Below are 17,376 nucleotides of genomic sequence, written 5' to 3'. Positions count from 1 at the left end.
GTATTCTATCATAATACTCAGGAATGCTACGTTAATAATTCGAGAGACTTGGAAGCGCCTCCTTTTCCAAGTCTCTGTTTCTTTACCCTTGTTTAACCCTGCACAACCGCCACGATCACAATGACCCAGCTTGCCAAAAAAGCCAACCCGCCAATGGGGGTGATTGCTCCAAGCTTTTTCACACCGGATATACTAAGGGCATACAGACTACCGGAAAATAGGAGAATACCCACCAGCATAACCCAGCCTGCGGTTACGATGAGAGAAGAATGGACAAGTCTGTCAGCAAGAACTCCAAGCAGCAGCAAACCCAGTCCATGAGCGATTTGATATTGAATTCCTGTCTGGAATATGCTCATCATGTCTGCGGAAAGTCTCTTTTTCAATGCGTGTGCGCCGAACGCTCCAAGCGCTACGGCTAAAAACATCACGATACAACCAAGCAATAGCAAAATTTTCATGTTTTAACGCCTCCCTGTGAAATAGTACCGATTCCAATTGATTTCGTCAATTTTCCTTGTGAAACTCTAAACATATATAATTTTTCGACTCTCATTTGGCGCCTAGTGTGGTATATTTTTTCCAGGGCCAATGCGAAGCATTTGGAGCAATAGACAGCGTGTCCTCCACCTTTTTTATGGGAAAGTGAGGTGATGGTGCTGTCTTTTTGTGCTGTCATTTTTCGGAATAAAATCTTGTGTAAAGTCAAAATTGATAATGGAGAGGATGAATGCAAAGTGATCAGCAGAAAATCCGTGTTCAGGAAATCTGTCTCTATGGTCATGTCAGCTATTTTGGTACTTCCGTTAACCTTGGGCTTATTTCAGGCAGAACCCGACCGTGCATCAGCTACAACACCGGAATCGACACGCTTTCTACAATTGTATAAACAGCTGAAGGATCCGGCTAGCGGATACTTTTCAAAAGAAGGCATACCTTATCATTCCGTTGAAACGCTCATGAGCGAGGCTCCGGATTACGGACACTTAACGACTTCGGAAGCGTACAGCTACTGGATGTGGCTGGAAGTACTGTATGGTCATTATACCGGGGATTGGGGGCATTTGGAATCCGCGTGGGACAACATGGAGAAATATATCATTCCTGTTAATGAAGGCGACGGTAAGGAAGAGCAACCGACAATGAGTAACTATAACCCGAACAGCCCCGCCACTTATGCAGCAGAATATTCGCAGCCGGATCAGTACCCAAGCCGCCTAAGTGGTCAGTATGGTGCTGGCAAGGATCCACTGGACTCTGAGCTGAAGGCAACCTATGGCAACAACCAGACTTATCTGATGCACTGGTTGTTGGACGTGGATAATTGGTACGGTTTCGGAAATCTTCTGAATCCGTCGCATACAGCAGCCTATGTAAACACCTTCCAGCGCGGGGAACAGGAATCGGTCTGGGAGGTTGTACCACATCCATCGCAAGACAATCAAAAGTTTGGCAAGCCTAATGAAGGCTTTATGAGCTTGTTCACCAAGGAAAATAATGCCCCGGCTCAGCAATGGCGTTACACGAATGCCACCGATGCAGATGCACGGGCAGTTCAAGCGATGTACTGGGCTAAGGAATTGGGATATGACAACTCCGTATATTTGGATAAAGCCAAAAAGATGGGAGACTTTTTGCGTTACGGCATGTACGATAAATACTTCCAGAAAACCGGAAGCGCTTCCAATGGAAGTCCAATTGCTGGTACGGGCAAGGATGCCAGTCTTTATCTGATGGCATGGTATACATCCTGGGGCGGCGGACTTGGCCAAAGCGGCAACTGGGCTTGGCGTATTGGTGCCAGCCATGCACATCAGGGCTACCAAAATGTCGTCGCAGCATATGCGTTGTCCAACCAAGATGGTGGATTAATACCGAATTCACCAACGGCGGGACAGGATTGGGCGACCTCGCTGAAGCGCCAACTGGAGTTTTATACTTGGCTGCAATCCGATGAGGGGGCCATTGCAGGCGGAGCGACGAATAGCTGGGATGGTGCCTACAAGGCTTATCCATCTGGCACAAGTACCTTTTATGGCATGGCTTATACAGGGGCTCCTGTATATAACGATCCACCGTCGAATAACTGGTTCGGGATGCAGGCTTGGCCTGTCGAGCGAGTTGCCGAGCTGTACTACATTTTAGCCAAGAAAGGGGATACTTCGTCCGAGCAGTTTAAAATGGCTAAACAAGTGACGGAAAACTGGATCGCATGGTCCAAGAACTATGTATTTGCCAACGAACGGCCTGTGACTGACGTGCAGGGATATTATTTGGATGCACAAGGCAAGCGTATTCTGGGTGGCAAAAATCCGAAAGTGGCTACTACAGCAGCTAAAGGCGAATTCTGGCTGCCGAGCAATCTGGAGTGGAGTGGAAAGCCTGAAACCTGGAGCGGATTTGCCAATCATAAAGGGAATACCAATCTCCATGTGGTAACAAAGAATCCGGGGCAGGATGCCGGAGTACTGGGCAGCTATGTTAAAGCACTTACTTTCTTTGCTGCTGGAACGAAAGCTGAAAAAGGAGACTATTCCGAGTTAGGCAAGGAAGCTAAGGATCTGTCTAAAGCTTTGCTTGATGCTGCATGGGGTTATAACGATGGTATAGGTATTACAACGAAGGAAGCTCGCGAGGATTATTATCGTTATTTTACTAAAGAAGTGTATATCCCGAACGGCTGGAGTGGTAAGACTGGACAAGGCAACACGATCCCTGGCACAGACGCTACCGCTTCTGACCCGTCCAAGGGCGGCAATGGTACCTATTCCAGCTATAGCGATATCCGGCCTAATATCACTAAAGATCCGCAATGGTCCTATCTTAAAGATAAATACACGACTTCTTGGAACAATCAGACCAAAAAATGGGATAAAGGTGCTCCAGAATTTACGTATCACCGTTTCTGGTCCCAAGTCGATATGGCAACGGCTTATGCTGAGTATGACCGTCTCATTAACGGTAGTGGACCAACCGAGCCGACAGCTCCCAAAGCTCCGGCAAATGTGAAGGCAAACGCAGGGGATGCTCAGGTTACACTCACTTGGAGCAAAGCGACGGGTGCCGATAGCTATACGGTCAAGCGCTCGACAACCAGTGGTGGTCCTTATACCACAGTAGCAACGGTAACAGACAGCACTTACAAGGATACAGGAGTGCTGAATGAAACCACTTATTATTATGTAGCAAATGCAACAAATTCTTTAGGAACCAGCCCGGATTCTGTCGAGGTCAGTGCTAAGCCTACGGCAGCTCCCATTCCAGCAACGGGAGACGTGATTGCCCAATACCGCGTGGGCGACACTAATCCGGGAGATAACCAGATTCGGCCACTGTTCCGTGTTGTAAACAAGGGTAAAGAGGCTGTCGAACTGAAAAATGTTAAGCTGAGATACTACTATACCGTAGATGGCGACAAGTCACAGGAATTCCATTGTGACTATGCACAGTTGGGTAGTAGTAACGTTCAGGGACGTTTTGTGAAACTGGATAAGGCCGTTACAGGTGCAGATTATTATCTGGAGATCTCCTTTGGAGCTGGTGCGGGAAGTCTGGCAGCAGGGGAAAATACAGGAGATATTCAAATTCGCATGAACAAGACGGACTGGAGCGACTATAACGAAAGTGATGATTTTTCCTATGATTCTACCAAGACCTCTTATACGGATTGGGACAAAGCACCTTTGTATATAAACGACAAACGTGTCTGGGGCCTGGAGCCTTGATTGCGAACTGATTGTGGAAATCGCGGGCGGAATGTGAGAGCACTGAACTGGATTCATTTCCGTCCGTTTTTTTGTGATCGGATTCGTGGTACACTATGATCGTTACATCATTACATACATGACCGAGGTGACCTGAGACATGAATGACAATTTGGCACAGGCTCTGAATGAGCAAATGAACTTTGAATTTTACTCCGCTCACGTATATCTGGCGATGGCTGCTTATTGCTCCAGTGAAAGTCTGGATGGGTTTGCAAACTTCTTCCTAGTACAAGCTGAGGAGGAACGGTTTCATGCCATGAAACTGTATAAATACATTAATGACCGTAGAGGACGTGCTACATTGGCTGCATTACCAGAGCCCAAGAACAGCTACGATTCCATGCTGGACGTATTTGAGCATGGCTACAAGCATGAGCAGCAAAACACGCAAAAATTTTATCATTTGGCTGACTTGGCCCTCGATGCACGTGAGCATGCAACGATCCATTTCTTGAAATGGTTTATTGATGAGCAAGTCGAGGAAGAAGCGCTGTTCGACAGTGTTATCCAGAAGCTTAAACGCATTGAAAGAGACAGCAACGCCTTTTATATGCTGGACAGCGAGTTTGCCAAACGCAGCTTTACTGCCCCTGCGGAGTAACACTGCAAACATGTTGTGTTTGAAAATGCCTGAGGCATGGACAGCATTTTATTCGTCAAGAAAGTAAAGGAGCCCGGCTTTCGGGCTTTTTTGCGTTGACTTTGATTTACCGAATGTCCCTCTTTCGAGGGGATATTGTTATTTTAAATGGAGTTATAGAAAAAATTAATTTGTCGCTGGATGGTGAGCATGCTACAGTTATTTTAACTTTTATATCTGATTAAATAGATAGGAATAATTATATAGTGGTTCACGCGTTTTATAAAAACACTATAAGGAGGCGGGTTAGTATGAGTGAAATCTATCGTCTGGCACTCCAAGAGGACGCAGAAAGATTGCAGTATGTGACGTATGAGGCGTATGAAACAATTCGGCAGTTGGGGCTTCGATGGCCTGCCGCTCAGGCAGACGTTGCTCTCATTCAAGAAAATATTAAAAATAATGATTGCTATGTGCTGGAAGTAGACGGTGTCATTCAGGCTACCGTTAGCCATCTCAAAAATAGAGCCCTTAATTTTATAACCGATCTACCGTTTGTGATGTGGTTTGCTGTAGACCCGGCTACCCAGGGCAAAGGATATGGGAAAAAATTGTTGAATTGGGTAGAGCAAACGATTATACGTGATCAGGTGGGAGCTCCTGCAGTAACACTGGCGACTGCAGAAAAGCATCCCTATTTGCTATCCATGTACGAGCGTTGGGGATATGAACGTATCCATGCTTTTGACCATGGAACAGGGGACGGGACGATGCATTTACTGCGTAAAGTGGTGAATCCTGAATTATTCTCCACTTACATTCGTGAAAAAAATGAAGCCGAGACAGCCAACCAAAATTAGACCCGATCAACCGGAACAGACGAAGCCGATTCGTTCGCTGAAAGGGGCTTGGAGCGAATGAATTTTCAGTTATGATTGATGAATAACGTTACCCTCTCTCATGAAATTAACCGAAATAACGGTATTTTCTGGTCGATAGCGACTGAGAGAGGGGCTTTTTAATTTTGGACAAATTGACAGAAATAAATTAAAAGAGTAACGTAATTGTATAATTATTATAATCACATAAAATTAATCGGATTAATTAAAATTTGAAAATGTGGAATCTGATGATATAAGGAGGAATTTTTTTGAGCGACTCGCAATTTAGCACGACCAAGCGCTGTATAACAGCCGAGGATTTATATCGACTTCACTGGGTTAGCGATCCAGCTATTCATCCTATTAGTGGTGAAATCGCTTACGTAGAACAGTATATTAATAAAGAGCGGACAGATTATAACTCAGGAATTTGGCTATTATCGTCCGATGGCGCTAGCGCATTACCCTTTACATACGGACCGAAAGATGAAACGCCTGTCTGGTCACCCGACGGATCACAACTAGCTTTTCTCCGTACAACAGACGGCAAGCGCCAGGTATGGATTATTCCAGAACGCGGGGGAGAGGCACGACAGCTTACATACGTAGAGAACAACGTTCGTTCATTAGCCTGGTCTCCTAATGGGACCTGCATATCGTTTGTAGCTAAAACGGCCGAGAACCCGTCAAGCCCGATATCCGATGAAGGAACTCAGGAGACGCAACTTAAGGGACGAGTTGTTAATCGAACGAAAGCTAAATCCGACGGCTATGGACTGTGGGATGATACTCGTGATCACTTGTATGTAACGGATATGACTTCGGGGCACACAGTTCAACTGACTTCCGGCGCTTATGATGTGGCAGAGCCTGTGTGGTCACCGGATGCTCAACGTATTTTATTCGTCGCCAGAATCGCAGAACATTCGAAAGAGGATACGGATTTACGTGAACTAAATGATTTGTTTACGATAACTCCTGCGATTTCAAATGATGATGCCGCAGCACCGCTTAAGCTGACCCATTCTGAACTGCACATCGAGAGTGCTGCTTATTCTCCCGACGGTTCAACGATTGCCTTTTACGGCCATGATCGACATGCCAAAGGCGCTACTCAGACCCGACTGTACACGGTTCCTTCCAGTGGGGGGAAGGCAGTATGCGTTAGTGAGACGCTTGACGCTCACCTTGGTAATGCGGGTATGAGCGACATGCGTTCACATCTTCATGTAGGACCACCACGCTTCAGTGCGGATGGTCAATCCCTGTATACGCTAGTAACTCTTGAAGGGAATGTAAACGTATATCAGTTTGCGCTTGATGGAACTTTTAAAATTTTAACGCAAGGAGATCGAGAAATTTACCAATTCGAGCTTACACCGGATGAGCAGCATATCATTGCCGCTTCCACCGATGTAACTTTACCAGGCGATTTGTTCCGGATTGCGATCCATTCAGGAACTGAGGTACGGCTGACACGAGTAAATGATTCTTTGCTTGATGAGATTGAGATCAGTGTGCCTGAGTGCTTTTGGACGGAGGTTGAGGATGGCCGACGGGTGCAGGGATGGGTAATGAAGCCTGCTGGGTTTAAGGAGGGAGTATCCTATCCTGCCATTTTGGAGATTCACGGTGGCCCTCATGCCATGTATTCCAATTCTTTTTTTCATGAATTTCAGTTGCTGGCCGCTCAGGGATATACAGTCATCTACACGAATCCCGGAGGAAGCCGAGGGTACGGACAGTCTTTTACCAATGTCGTCCTTAGAGATTACGGCGGACGCGATTACACTGATCTACTGAGCGCAGTGGACGAGGCTATACGCCAGTTCCCATTCATTGATCCGGAAAAGCTGGGTGTAACAGGGGGCAGCTATGGTGGCTTTATGACAAACTGGATTGTTGGCCATACCGATCGTTTCCGCGCAGCTGTAACCCAGCGCTCCATATCTAATTGGCTGTCAATGTATGGAGTGAGCGACATAGGGTACTCGTTTACTGAAGATGAAGTCGGCGGGAATCCGTGGGAGGATTGCGAGCTCTTGTGGAGGCAATCTCCGCTGGCTTATGTGCAGCAAATTAACACACCGCTGCTCATATTGCACGGGGAGCAGGATCTGCGATGCCCTATAGAGCAGGGAGAACAGCTGTTTACAGCATTGCGTCGTTTGGGGAAACCTACGCAATTTGTCCGTTTTTCAGCTTCAAGTCACGAGCTTTCACGAAAAGGGCACCCGCAGCTTCGCGTGGAACGACTGCAACGCATTACCAATTGGTTTGTCCAACACGAATTATAAGTTAAATCGATTTCTTGTGTTGATGTAAAAATGTCAGGTCCTCATCATAGGACTTGGCATTTTTAGTATGCCTTGCTACAATTCTCTCAACCTCATTCAAAAGGAGATATATAATGGCTGAGCCCTTAAAAAATATGTACACGGAGAATTTTCTTCAACAATTCGGTGAAAAAGTACAGTCTGCATACAGGCCGTTCGATACCATCGGATTTATTCATCAAGTGATGGATGAAAAATGGGATGAGCTGGAGCTGAAAGAACGAATACGGCGTATTTCGTTAACATTAGGGGCATTTTTGCCCAGTAATTATGAAGAAGCTCTGGGTATTCTTTTTACTATAGATGAGCATTGTAGTGGTTTTCCGTACTTGTTTTTCCCCGATTTTGTGGAGGTGTATGGGCAGGGAGAAGGGCATTGGGACCTGTCCATGAAGGCGCTGGAGCGATTCACATCTAGGTCCTCTGCGGAGTTCGCCGTAAGACCCTTCCTCCTGCGTGAACCGGAACGGATGATGCAGCAGATGACGACCTGGGCGGGACATCAAAGTGAGCACGTTCGTCGTCTTGCCAGCGAAGGCTGCCGTCCACGGCTACCCTGGGGACAGGCGTTGCCTGTGTTTAAGCGCGATCCTGCTCCAGTATTGGCTGTATTGGAATTACTGAAAGCCGATCCATCACTATATGTACGTAAAAGTGTAGCCAACAACCTGAACGATATTGCCAAGGATCATCCTGATGTGGTCATTGCTACGGCTCAACGGTGGAAAGGGACACATCCTGACACCGACTGGATTGTGCGTCATGGCTGCCGGACCCTGATTCGCAAATCCATCCCCGAAGTGATGGCAATGTTCGGCTATGCGGATGAAACAGACGGGGGACCGTTGGTCACGGGTGCCTCTTTCACCACAGACCCTGCCGTGCTAAAGCTTGGTGATAGCTGTGAGTTGAGCTACGCGCTTCAGCTTCGTGAAGGTGACCCGGTACGAGTCCGCATCGAGTACGGCATTGACTTTGTAAAGGCGAGAGGACAAGTTTCACGTAAACTGTTTTTGCTATCTGACAAAACGGTCCCCGGAGGAACCCATCTTACAGGTACACGGACACACCGTTTTGCAGACCTGACAACTCGTCGCCATTATGCGGGAACGCATCGGATTGCGTTGCTCGTAAATGGTCAGGAAGCGGCTTATACAGTGGTAGAACTCCAGTTGTAGATCAAGATTGCAGTGAAGAGAAAGAGTCTGAAATCAGGCTCTTTCTTTTTGTGGTTGTTTTTACCCAATTCATTTTTTTTCCAAAAAAATGATTCTGGTATTAGAACCTGGTACTAAGACGTGTTATACTACAGTAAGAAAGTGGATCTCATCTTATGTATAAAGGGGAAGGTATAATTTGACAGATCAACAACAATGGCTTGCGCCTGAATCTTACAATATGACTTCGGAAATGGAACACCATGAGGCTGATAAAACAGCACTTAAGTGGCTGAGTGAGACAGGAGAATACGAAGAAATCACCTATGGAGAGCTGTTGAAAAAGGCTAATCGACTGGCTGGAGGACTCGCAAGTCTGGGATTTAACAAAGGTGACAGAGTTCTGGTCGTAGTACCACGGCGTATTATTGCGTATGTAATTTATTTAGCCTGCTTGAAGCTGGGGCTTGCTGTCATTCCATCTTCAGAAATGCTGCGTGCCAAGGATATTGCATATCGTCTTCGCCATTCTGAAGCACGCGCAGTCATTGCCTGGACCGGAGTAACAGGTGAAGTGGACAAAATAAGCGATGATTTGCCTACTCTGGATTATCGTATCGTGGTCTCCGGGGACGACACGCTAGATGTATCTGGCTGGCTCGTGCTGAATGAGCTGATGGATGGACAGGAAGATACTTTTGAAGCTGTGAAGACGCACCGTGACGACATGGCCATTCTGGCCTATACTTCGGGCACCACGGGAAATCCTAAAGGTGTTGTACATAGCCATGGCTGGGGATATGCTCATCTGCGGATAACATCACCATGGTTGGATATTCGAGCTTCAGACGTAGTATGGGCTACAGCTGCACCAGGATGGCAAAAGTGGATTTGGAGTCCGTTTTTATCTGTACTGGGGAATGGAGCGACCGGATTCGTATATAATGGTCCGTTTCGTCCGGGTCGCTATTTGCAGTTCATGCAGCAGTACGGAATCCAAGTGTTGTGCTGTACGCCGACAGAATATCGGATTATGGCGAAAACGGATGGTTTGGATCAATATGATCTATCCCAATTGCGCAGCGCAGTTTCTGCGGGAGAGCCTCTCAATCAGGAGGTCATTAATAAGTTTCAGGAGCAGTTCAACATTACGATTCGTGACGGCTACGGTCAAACGGAGAGCACATTAATTATTGGTAATTTAAAGGATGCACCTCTGCGTACAGGCTCGATGGGCAAATCTATTGCACTGGGACTCGTTGAGGTCGTAGACGAGGATGGCATTCCGCTGGCTCCGGGGCAAGTGGGCGATATTGCGGTACGCGCTGATCTGCCGGCATTATTCCATACGTATTACCATGATCCAGAACGCAAATTAGCTAGTGTCCACGGAGATTATTTTGTTACGGGAGACCGGGCTCGCAAAGATGAGGATGGATATTTCTGGTTCGAAGGACGTGGGGATGATATCATTATCAGTTCTGGCTATACTATTGGTCCTTTTGAAGTAGAGGAAGCGCTTATGAAGCATTACTCCGTGCAGGAATGTGCTGCCGTAGCCAGCCCTGACGAAATCCGTGGACATGTTGTAAAGGCTTTTGTCGTACTCAAAGCTGGGGTAGAAGGATCACCGGCGTTAGTGAAGGAACTGCAACATCATGTGAAAACATGGACGGCGCCTTATAAATATCCACGAAAAATAGAGTTTATTCAAGAACTCCCTAAAACCAGCTCAGGCAAAATACGAAGAGTGGAGCTGCGTGAACTGGAGAAGCAATCCGTACTGTAATGATAAAATTATTCAATATAATCAAAACGGAACAGGAGCGTGGAAAAATGAGTACATTTGAATCATTGTTGGAACAATACGCAGAACTGGTTGTAAGAGTAGGGGTTAACATTCAGCCTGGACAGGTGTTTTTGGTAACTGCACCACTGGAAACTGTTGAGTTTACACGCCTGATTGTCAGCAAAGCCTATGAAGCAGGCGCTAAATATGTACAGGTAGAGTTTGAGGATGATTCCATTACACGTAGTCGTTTTGAACATGGTGACGAAGCTAGCTTCGATTACTACCCTGCTTGGAAGGCAGAAATGATGGAGAAATTTGCTGAAGAGGGTGGAGCCACACTAACGATTAAAGTGCCGAACCCCGATTTATATCAAGGCATTGATCCACAAAAGGTTTCTCGTGCGACCAAGGCGGCAGCTACGGCGAGAGAGGGTTTTTCCAAATATACCCGAAATCATAAAATTAGTTGGTGTTTGATTAAAGCGCCGACGAAGGCTTGGGCCGATAAAGTATTTGCAGATGTAGCAGAAGAGGATCGTATATGTGTCATGTGGGATACAATCTTCCAAATGAACCGTGTAGATGGCTCTGATCCTATTCAGAATTGGCAGAAACATTTGAAAAACCTTGAACAGGTACAAGACAAGCTGAATCATAAAAAGTATAAAAGTCTCCACTATCGTGCACCAGGAACAGATTTGCGAATTGAACTGGCTGACGGGCATATTTGGCGCAGCGGCGGTGGGGAGAACGAGCGCGGAGATTACTTTGTCGCGAATATGCCGACAGAAGAAGTGTTCACGATGCCTAAGCGTACAGGTGTGAATGGTCATGTCACAAGTACCATGCCACTCAATTTAAATGGACAACTGGTGGATCGCATAACGTTTACCTTTAAGGACGGTAAAGTCACTGAATATACAGCAGAATCCGGCGAGCAGCATCTGACTCATTTGCTCGCTACGGATGAAGGGGCCAGCTATTTGGGAGAAGTTGCACTGGTGCCGCACGATTCACCGATCTCCAATCTCAATCGTATTTTTTACAATACAGGTATTGACGAAAATGCCTCCTGTCACTTGGCCCTAGGCAGTGCGTATCCATTTAATATGGAAAATGGGACACAAATGAACCGGGAGGAGCTGCTCCAGAATGGTGCCAATGTCAGTCTGACTCATGTTGACTTCATGATCGGCTCAGCTGAGCTGGATATTGATGGCGAACTGCAAGATGGAAGTAAAGAAGCCGTGTTCCGCAAAGGAAATTGGGCTATTTAGTCCTTTTCTCAACCTCAATTCAATCAACCCGCAAACGATCTCATTCGTATGCGGGTTTTTCTATTCCCTAAATCTCAAATCACTCCTTGTTTTGTGAAATATAAAGTGCTAAACTGAGTTCAAACAACAATTTAAACATTGTTTAAATTGTTGTTTGAAAAGTTGCTTATATAAAGTTGTCCGTTTCATTTGTCCGTTATGATTGAACAAAACAGGAGGAGAAAAAACATGAATCACCCAGACAAAAAACAACAAACCAAAGAAAAAATCTTAGACGCTACGCTGGAATTTATTCAAAAGGAAGGTTTTGAGGCGGTTACAATCCGAAAAATTGCCGATCTGTCTGCTACTAATATTTCATTAGTTAATTATTATTTTGGCTCCAAGGAAAATTTGCTCAGTGAAACTATTGAAGTGATATTAAATGGCTTTCAACATACCTTTTCTATTTTGGATAATACAGCGATCCCCCCCCAAGATAGACTGAAACAATTTTTACATAACTATTTACAGGTCATTCGTCAATATCCAGAGCTTCTTTCGCGAATTATTGCCATGGGCAGCACGCCCTTTACATCTCAACAGGAATACGGAAGGTTTTTAAATATAATGGGATTTCCAAAGGTTCAGAACACGATCAAGGAGCTGACAGGCGAGCAACAGCCGGAGCGCTTGTTAGCGATGATGATGCAAATATTCGGAGCTATTTTTCTGCCCGCACTGATGAGTCCGATTCTTGAATCAGGGGCAGTTGTGAAAATACCTTCAATAGAGGAACAATTAAATCTGCTGTTTGAAAGATATTTTGATCAAAAATAAAGCATAGGGGTGACTAATATGAATTATTTGAGAAAATATTGGCAAGATGCAGGGGCTATAATCGGTGTGGTCGTATGTGTTGTTTTGCTTATGAATCAAGCTATCTTTTCGGATATAACAGGCATGTTATGGTTGAGTTTTGTAGCTATATTGTTTCATCAATTTGAGGAGTACCGCTGGCCTGGATATTTTGCTGGTTTATTTAACAACGTTATGTTTAAAAGTGAAGCACCCGATCATTACCCCTTAAACACTCAATCAGCGATGATTATCAATGTTGCAATTGCCTATGTGTTTTACCTGCTCCCCGTATGGTTTCCGCAAGTAATCTGGCTTGGACTCGCACCCGTTTTTATGGGATTTTTTCAGGTCGTCTGGCACGGTATCGTCGTAAATATTAAAGCAAAAACCCTATATAATCCTGGCTTGTTTACGGCATTTCTCCTGCATGTTCCAGTCGGAATTTGGTATATACATGCAATAGTACAGCGAGACATCCCAACGGCAATAGACTGGATTGCGGGTACGATCTACTTTGTTTTTGCTGTATACATCTTCATCATTAAAGGGAATATATGGTTAAAGAAGAGTGACTCTCCTTACTCCTTTTCTAAACAACAGCTGGGATCTTATGGTCGTAAATAGTGTATATTAGAAAATCATTAATGTCCTTGTTTACAAGTTGGAAACAAGTAGAGGTATTCTGGAAACGAGGTTCGGTTACACTTGGTTTGTACCCATGAACAAGGAAAGAGTGATCTTATAATGAAGCATACACATCAATCTTATGATCGTAAAAAGTTGGCTTACAAGCTAATCACCACTAGTGCTTTATTGGCGATAGGTTTTGCTGTGATGACAGGATGCAGCAATAGCGGGGAAGCAAAATCAACTGCTCCTACTAAAGCAGAAACAGTCACATCGCCTGCTAGTTCTACAGATCAAAACACGGATCTCAATACTAATGGGCAAGGCTCAACCTCAACCTCAACCTCAACCTCGACCCATCAAGAACCTGCCAATAGTACAGCTACACCTCACAGTAAACACAGCCCTGCAGCCGCTATATTTAGCGCAGCCAAGCAGGGAACCTTACCGAATTTGCCTAAAGGTCTTGGCTTGGGAACTAGCAGCGATCTTTTATTTGAGCTGTGGGGGAAATCCGAGTCTGGTTCTACTGGCCCTATGAGAAGCTACGCTAAGTATCATACAGACATCATGCTGGATGGAAGCGATAAAGTTACAGAAATTACATCTTCCGATCCAGAATATAAAAAGTTGCTTATCAAACAAATTGTTGACGATTTAGGCCAACCTACGGAAACCGTTGATACCTCTAGAGACATACCTGACACAGCAGAAGCTAATTATACGATCAATAACACATCAGGACTTAGTTATAATTTAGTATTTTCCTATCAAACCAAAACGCAAAAGGTCAATTATATCCGATTATATTTTAACTCTAAAACGCCATAATTGGATGCATATAACAGAGTCGTTTCCGTTAGAATTGCGGAGGCGACTTTGTTCAAGCTCATTGCATTTTTAGGGTATGTCGTTTATACTATTTTGTAATTGATTAATCACTAATCAGAAAACTGTGTTAAATAAAAGGATGAAAAAACATGACTAAAGCTACGTCAACATCTATAAATCGCCAAAAGGAAATCATATCTGCTGCCATTGAAGTGTTTGCTGAGATGGGCTACTACCGAGCTACAACAGCCAAAGTTGCAGAACGGGCCAATATTTCTCAACCCTATGTCTTTCGTTTTTTCGCTACCAAGGAAGCATTGCTTGTTGAAGCCCTGAAGGTTTCATTTACACGTATCATAGATTCTTTTCACAGCGTCATTCATTCGGCCTCATCTGAGCAGCTCGAGCAAGAGCTAATTGCAGCCTATTCGCAAATTATGACGGAATACCGTAATGAAACACTTTTGCAAATGCAGGCGCAGACGATTCGCGAGGATGAGGTTGTAAGCGTGATGCAGCAAGGGTTACGTGAAATTCATACGACGGTGTATGATGCTTTCCGACGGGCAGGTATTGAACAAGCAATGGAAAGAACGATGCTTTTTCTCGCTAGAGGTATGCTGTGTAATATTTCAATGTCGCTGGATTTGCCAGAACTGATGAAAAAAGGCGATTAATTTTGGTTTATGTTTATGCAATAGAGTCGCGTTTTTGCGCGGCTTTTTTTGCTTTTAATTTTATTTGTTTAAGACATGATTTTGTTTGCTTCTGAGAAGAAACGGCCAAATAAGTTGACAAGAGAAGTGAGTATCATTATCCTAATACCTATAGGGGTATATGTATAAAAGATTTAACTAAGCTAAGCCCCTCAAAAAACAGGCGGAGGTTATAGAATGTCATCAACTAACAATATCCAAGCAGATCATATTCTTGATTGTAAAGGGCTAGCTTGTCCTATGCCTATTGTAAAAGCAAGAAAGGCTATGAATGAGCTCGTTCCCGGAAAGATTATGGAGATTCAGGCGACTGACAAAGGTTCATTAGTCGATTTTCAGAGCTGGGCCAAAAACACCGGACATCAATATTTGGGCACTCTCCAAGAAGGAGATGTAATGCGACATTATCTACAAAAAGCAAATCTAGCTGAAGTGAAGAAGGAGCAAGTATTTTCTTCTACGATAAGCCATGAAGAGCTACAAGCAAAATATTCTGGCAAAGAGAACTTCATTTTACTCGATGTTCGTGAACCCGCTGAATTTACGCTTAAACATATCCCTGGATCTAAGCACATCCCTCTTGGCGAACTGGAGAACAGACTTTCTGAACTGAACTTGGAAGAAGAGATCGCAGTGATTTGCCAAGCTGGAGCACGCAGTGAAATGGCTTGTCAGTTATTAGTTGCCAAAGGCGCTAAAAAAGTCAAATCTGTGCTTTCAGGCATATCCGAATGGGCTGGAGAGACTAAAGGAAGCGAATCCATATGAGCACACCCAAAACAACGATTGTATTATTCAGCGGGGAGCTGGATAAGGCGATTGCTGCATTCATTATTGCGAATGGAGCGGCAGCATATGATCACGAAGTAACTATTTTCTTTACTTTTTGGGGGTTAAATACGTTACGCAAGGATGAAATCGTGAGCACTAATAAGGGAATACTCGAAAAAGCCTTTGGTTGGATCATGCCTCGTGGACCCAAAAAGCTGGCACTATCCAAAATGAATTTTGCCGGACTCGGTCCACAGATGATCAAGCATGTCATGAAAAAACACAATGCGCTTTCCTTGCCGCAGCTTATAGAGTTGGCACGAGAGCAGGGGATCAAGCTCGTCGCCTGTACCATGACCATGGATTTGTTAGGGCTGCAGCAAGAAGAGCTAATCGACGGTTTGGAATATGCTGGGGTAGCCGCCTACTTGGGGGATGCTTCCCAGGGCAAGGTGAATCTATTTATTTAGGGTATCCTATTTATTTTTTTGGTTTATAATATACCTATACGTGTATATGGTAAGTCGAAAAAGGAGTGCATTACTTATGGATTACAATTACAGTGATGAACTGAAAACGCGCCTGAGGAGGATTGAGGGACAGGTGCGTGGGGTACTTCGTTTAATGGATGAAGGAAAATCGTGCAAAGACGTCGTTAGCCAGTTATCTGCCGTACGTAACGCATCAGATAAAGCGATTGCCCAAATTGTAGCAGAGAATCTGCAACGATGTATATTGGAAGAGCAAGAGGCTGGAGGAGACACGGATAAGCTGGTTAAAGAAGCGATTCAGCTGCTTGTGAAAAGTAGATAATCATGACTCCAGAGTCCAAGCTAGCGGGCAATGATGTCACTATGCACAAAATTACGGGAGCTGGCATATTGCCTTTGATTAAGATTATATACTAGCCGTAATTAAAAAGTTCGCTGCCTCTAGTTGGTAGCGGGCTTTTTTATTCGGACATTTCAGGAATAATCCTCTGTTTATGCTGAGGTAGGCCGGTGTAAATAACACATAACAAAACAACTTCTTCCGGGAGGCCTATTTATGGAGGTATTTGTTTCGATTGGTGTCAAATTGATCATCAGCTTTTTTGGCTTGTGGATCATTACTTTTATTACAGGTCGGAAAACACTTAGTCAGTTAACACCACTCGATTTCCTAACATCATTGGTGTTAAGCGAAATTGTGGGAAATACGTTATATGACGATAAGGTGACCATTGGGCAGCTTTTATTTGCTTTGGCACTATGGTGCGCGCTGGCCTACTTTTTTGAAAAAGCGACGACCCATTTTGTGAAATTTGGATATATGGCAGAAGGTCGAACAGTGCTGCTCGTGGATAAAGGGCAGGTTAATCAAGAAATGCTGGAGAAATATGACATAGAATTTACACAGCTACTCTCCATGCTACGCCAGCAAAATATTTTTTCTCTGCGTGAGGTCTGGTACGCTACGTTAGAGACGAACGGCTCCTTGTCAGTCATGCGGAAACCTGAATACGAGCCACCCGCCGCTCAGGATATGGGAATAGATGCACAGCCTGATCTTTTTTCTGTTACTGTCATTGATAAGGGAAGGTTGCTAAATGAATCTATGCGTGGGAAAACAATTGATATTGGAGAGATTAAGGCTAAGGTGCGAGAGCAGGGATATGATAGTATCGATGAGATTGCCTATGCAGAGTTAAGCGAGGATGGAACACTTCATATCGTGCCAATGAGATAGAAAAAGCATTAAAAATAAGACCATTTTGATAATTAAGCCAAAAAAGAGGAGCAAGGTGAACAGTCAGGGTTGT

General features: G+C 44.6%; 16 protein-coding genes. 15 read left to right on the top strand and 1 reads right to left on the bottom strand.

Annotated features, from left to right (window positions below):
• Positions 1-92: 92 nt before the first annotated feature.
• Positions 93-461, bottom strand: coding sequence for a DUF423 domain-containing protein (locus tag ACEN8J_RS10595; protein WP_069011139.1), 369 nt, complete (start codon positions 459-461; stop codon positions 93-95).
• Between the two features lie 276 nt (positions 462-737).
• Between ACEN8J_RS10595 and ACEN8J_RS10590 the strand changes: the two genes are divergently transcribed.
• The 15 genes from ACEN8J_RS10590 (at position 738) to ACEN8J_RS10520 (ending at position 17,303) form a co-directional block, all read left to right on the top strand.
• A complete protein-coding gene (locus ACEN8J_RS10590) occupies positions 738-3,725 on the top strand; it encodes a glycoside hydrolase family 48 protein (RefSeq protein ID WP_029515031.1) in 2,988 nt (995 codons plus the stop codon).
• A gap of 139 nt (positions 3,726-3,864) precedes the next feature.
• Entirely contained in the window at positions 3,865-4,368 is a 504-nt protein-coding gene (locus ACEN8J_RS10585) for a ferritin (RefSeq protein WP_039275069.1), read from the top strand.
• A 290-nt stretch (positions 4,369-4,658) separates the two neighbouring features.
• Complete coding sequence (locus tag ACEN8J_RS10580; protein WP_029515029.1) at positions 4,659-5,207, top strand: GNAT family N-acetyltransferase; 549 nt, start codon at positions 4,659-4,661, stop codon at positions 5,205-5,207.
• A 290-nt stretch (positions 5,208-5,497) separates the two neighbouring features.
• Positions 5,498-7,525: a S9 family peptidase gene (locus tag ACEN8J_RS10575; RefSeq protein ID WP_340932154.1), complete on the top strand. Its 2,028-nt coding sequence runs from the start codon at positions 5,498-5,500 to the stop codon at positions 7,523-7,525.
• A 113-nt stretch (positions 7,526-7,638) separates the two neighbouring features.
• The gene (locus ACEN8J_RS10570; protein WP_340932156.1) at positions 7,639-8,742 is read left to right on the top strand and encodes a DNA alkylation repair protein; all 1,104 of its coding nucleotides are present in this window, start codon (positions 7,639-7,641) and stop codon (positions 8,740-8,742) included.
• A gap of 178 nt (positions 8,743-8,920) precedes the next feature.
• Positions 8,921-10,510, top strand: a complete 1,590-nt coding sequence (locus tag ACEN8J_RS10565; RefSeq protein WP_495594477.1) for an acetate--CoA ligase — start codon at positions 8,921-8,923, stop codon at positions 10,508-10,510.
• Positions 10,511-10,557: 47 nt separating this feature from the next.
• A complete protein-coding gene (locus tag ACEN8J_RS10560; protein ID WP_342435108.1) occupies positions 10,558-11,790 on the top strand; it encodes an aminopeptidase in 1,233 nt (410 codons plus the stop codon).
• A 228-nt stretch (positions 11,791-12,018) separates the two neighbouring features.
• Positions 12,019-12,609 (top strand): TetR/AcrR family transcriptional regulator, encoded by a 591-nt coding sequence (locus tag ACEN8J_RS10555; protein ID WP_340932160.1) that lies wholly within the window; start codon positions 12,019-12,021, stop codon positions 12,607-12,609.
• An 18-nt stretch (positions 12,610-12,627) separates the two neighbouring features.
• Positions 12,628-13,254 (top strand): HXXEE domain-containing protein, encoded by a 627-nt coding sequence (locus ACEN8J_RS10550; RefSeq protein WP_340932161.1) that lies wholly within the window; start codon positions 12,628-12,630, stop codon positions 13,252-13,254.
• A 120-nt stretch (positions 13,255-13,374) separates the two neighbouring features.
• Positions 13,375-14,088, top strand: coding sequence for a DUF4309 domain-containing protein (locus tag ACEN8J_RS10545; RefSeq protein WP_340932163.1), 714 nt, complete (start codon positions 13,375-13,377; stop codon positions 14,086-14,088).
• Between the two features lie 149 nt (positions 14,089-14,237).
• Complete coding sequence (locus ACEN8J_RS10540; RefSeq protein WP_340932164.1) at positions 14,238-14,765, top strand: TetR/AcrR family transcriptional regulator; 528 nt, start codon at positions 14,238-14,240, stop codon at positions 14,763-14,765.
• 216 nt (positions 14,766-14,981) lie between these two features.
• On the top strand, positions 14,982-15,572 hold the full coding sequence (locus tag ACEN8J_RS10535; RefSeq protein ID WP_340932165.1) for a sulfurtransferase TusA family protein: 591 nt from the start codon (positions 14,982-14,984) through the stop codon (positions 15,570-15,572).
• On the top strand, positions 15,569-16,045 hold the full coding sequence (locus ACEN8J_RS10530) for a DsrE/DsrF/DrsH-like family protein (RefSeq protein ID WP_039275080.1): 477 nt from the start codon (positions 15,569-15,571) through the stop codon (positions 16,043-16,045). The genes ACEN8J_RS10535 and ACEN8J_RS10530 overlap by 4 nt, the downstream gene beginning before the upstream one ends.
• Positions 16,046-16,121: 76 nt before the next feature.
• A complete protein-coding gene (locus ACEN8J_RS10525) occupies positions 16,122-16,388 on the top strand; it encodes a metal-sensitive transcriptional regulator (protein WP_013310304.1) in 267 nt (88 codons plus the stop codon).
• 234 nt (positions 16,389-16,622) lie between these two features.
• Complete coding sequence (locus ACEN8J_RS10520) at positions 16,623-17,303, top strand: YetF domain-containing protein (protein WP_029516790.1); 681 nt, start codon at positions 16,623-16,625, stop codon at positions 17,301-17,303.
• Positions 17,304-17,376: the final 73 nt, after the last annotated feature.

The organism is Paenibacillus sp. Paensp38, from assembly GCF_059491915.1.
Note: the sequence above shows the minus strand (reverse complement) of the source record. Positions and strands in the feature narration are given on the sequence as shown.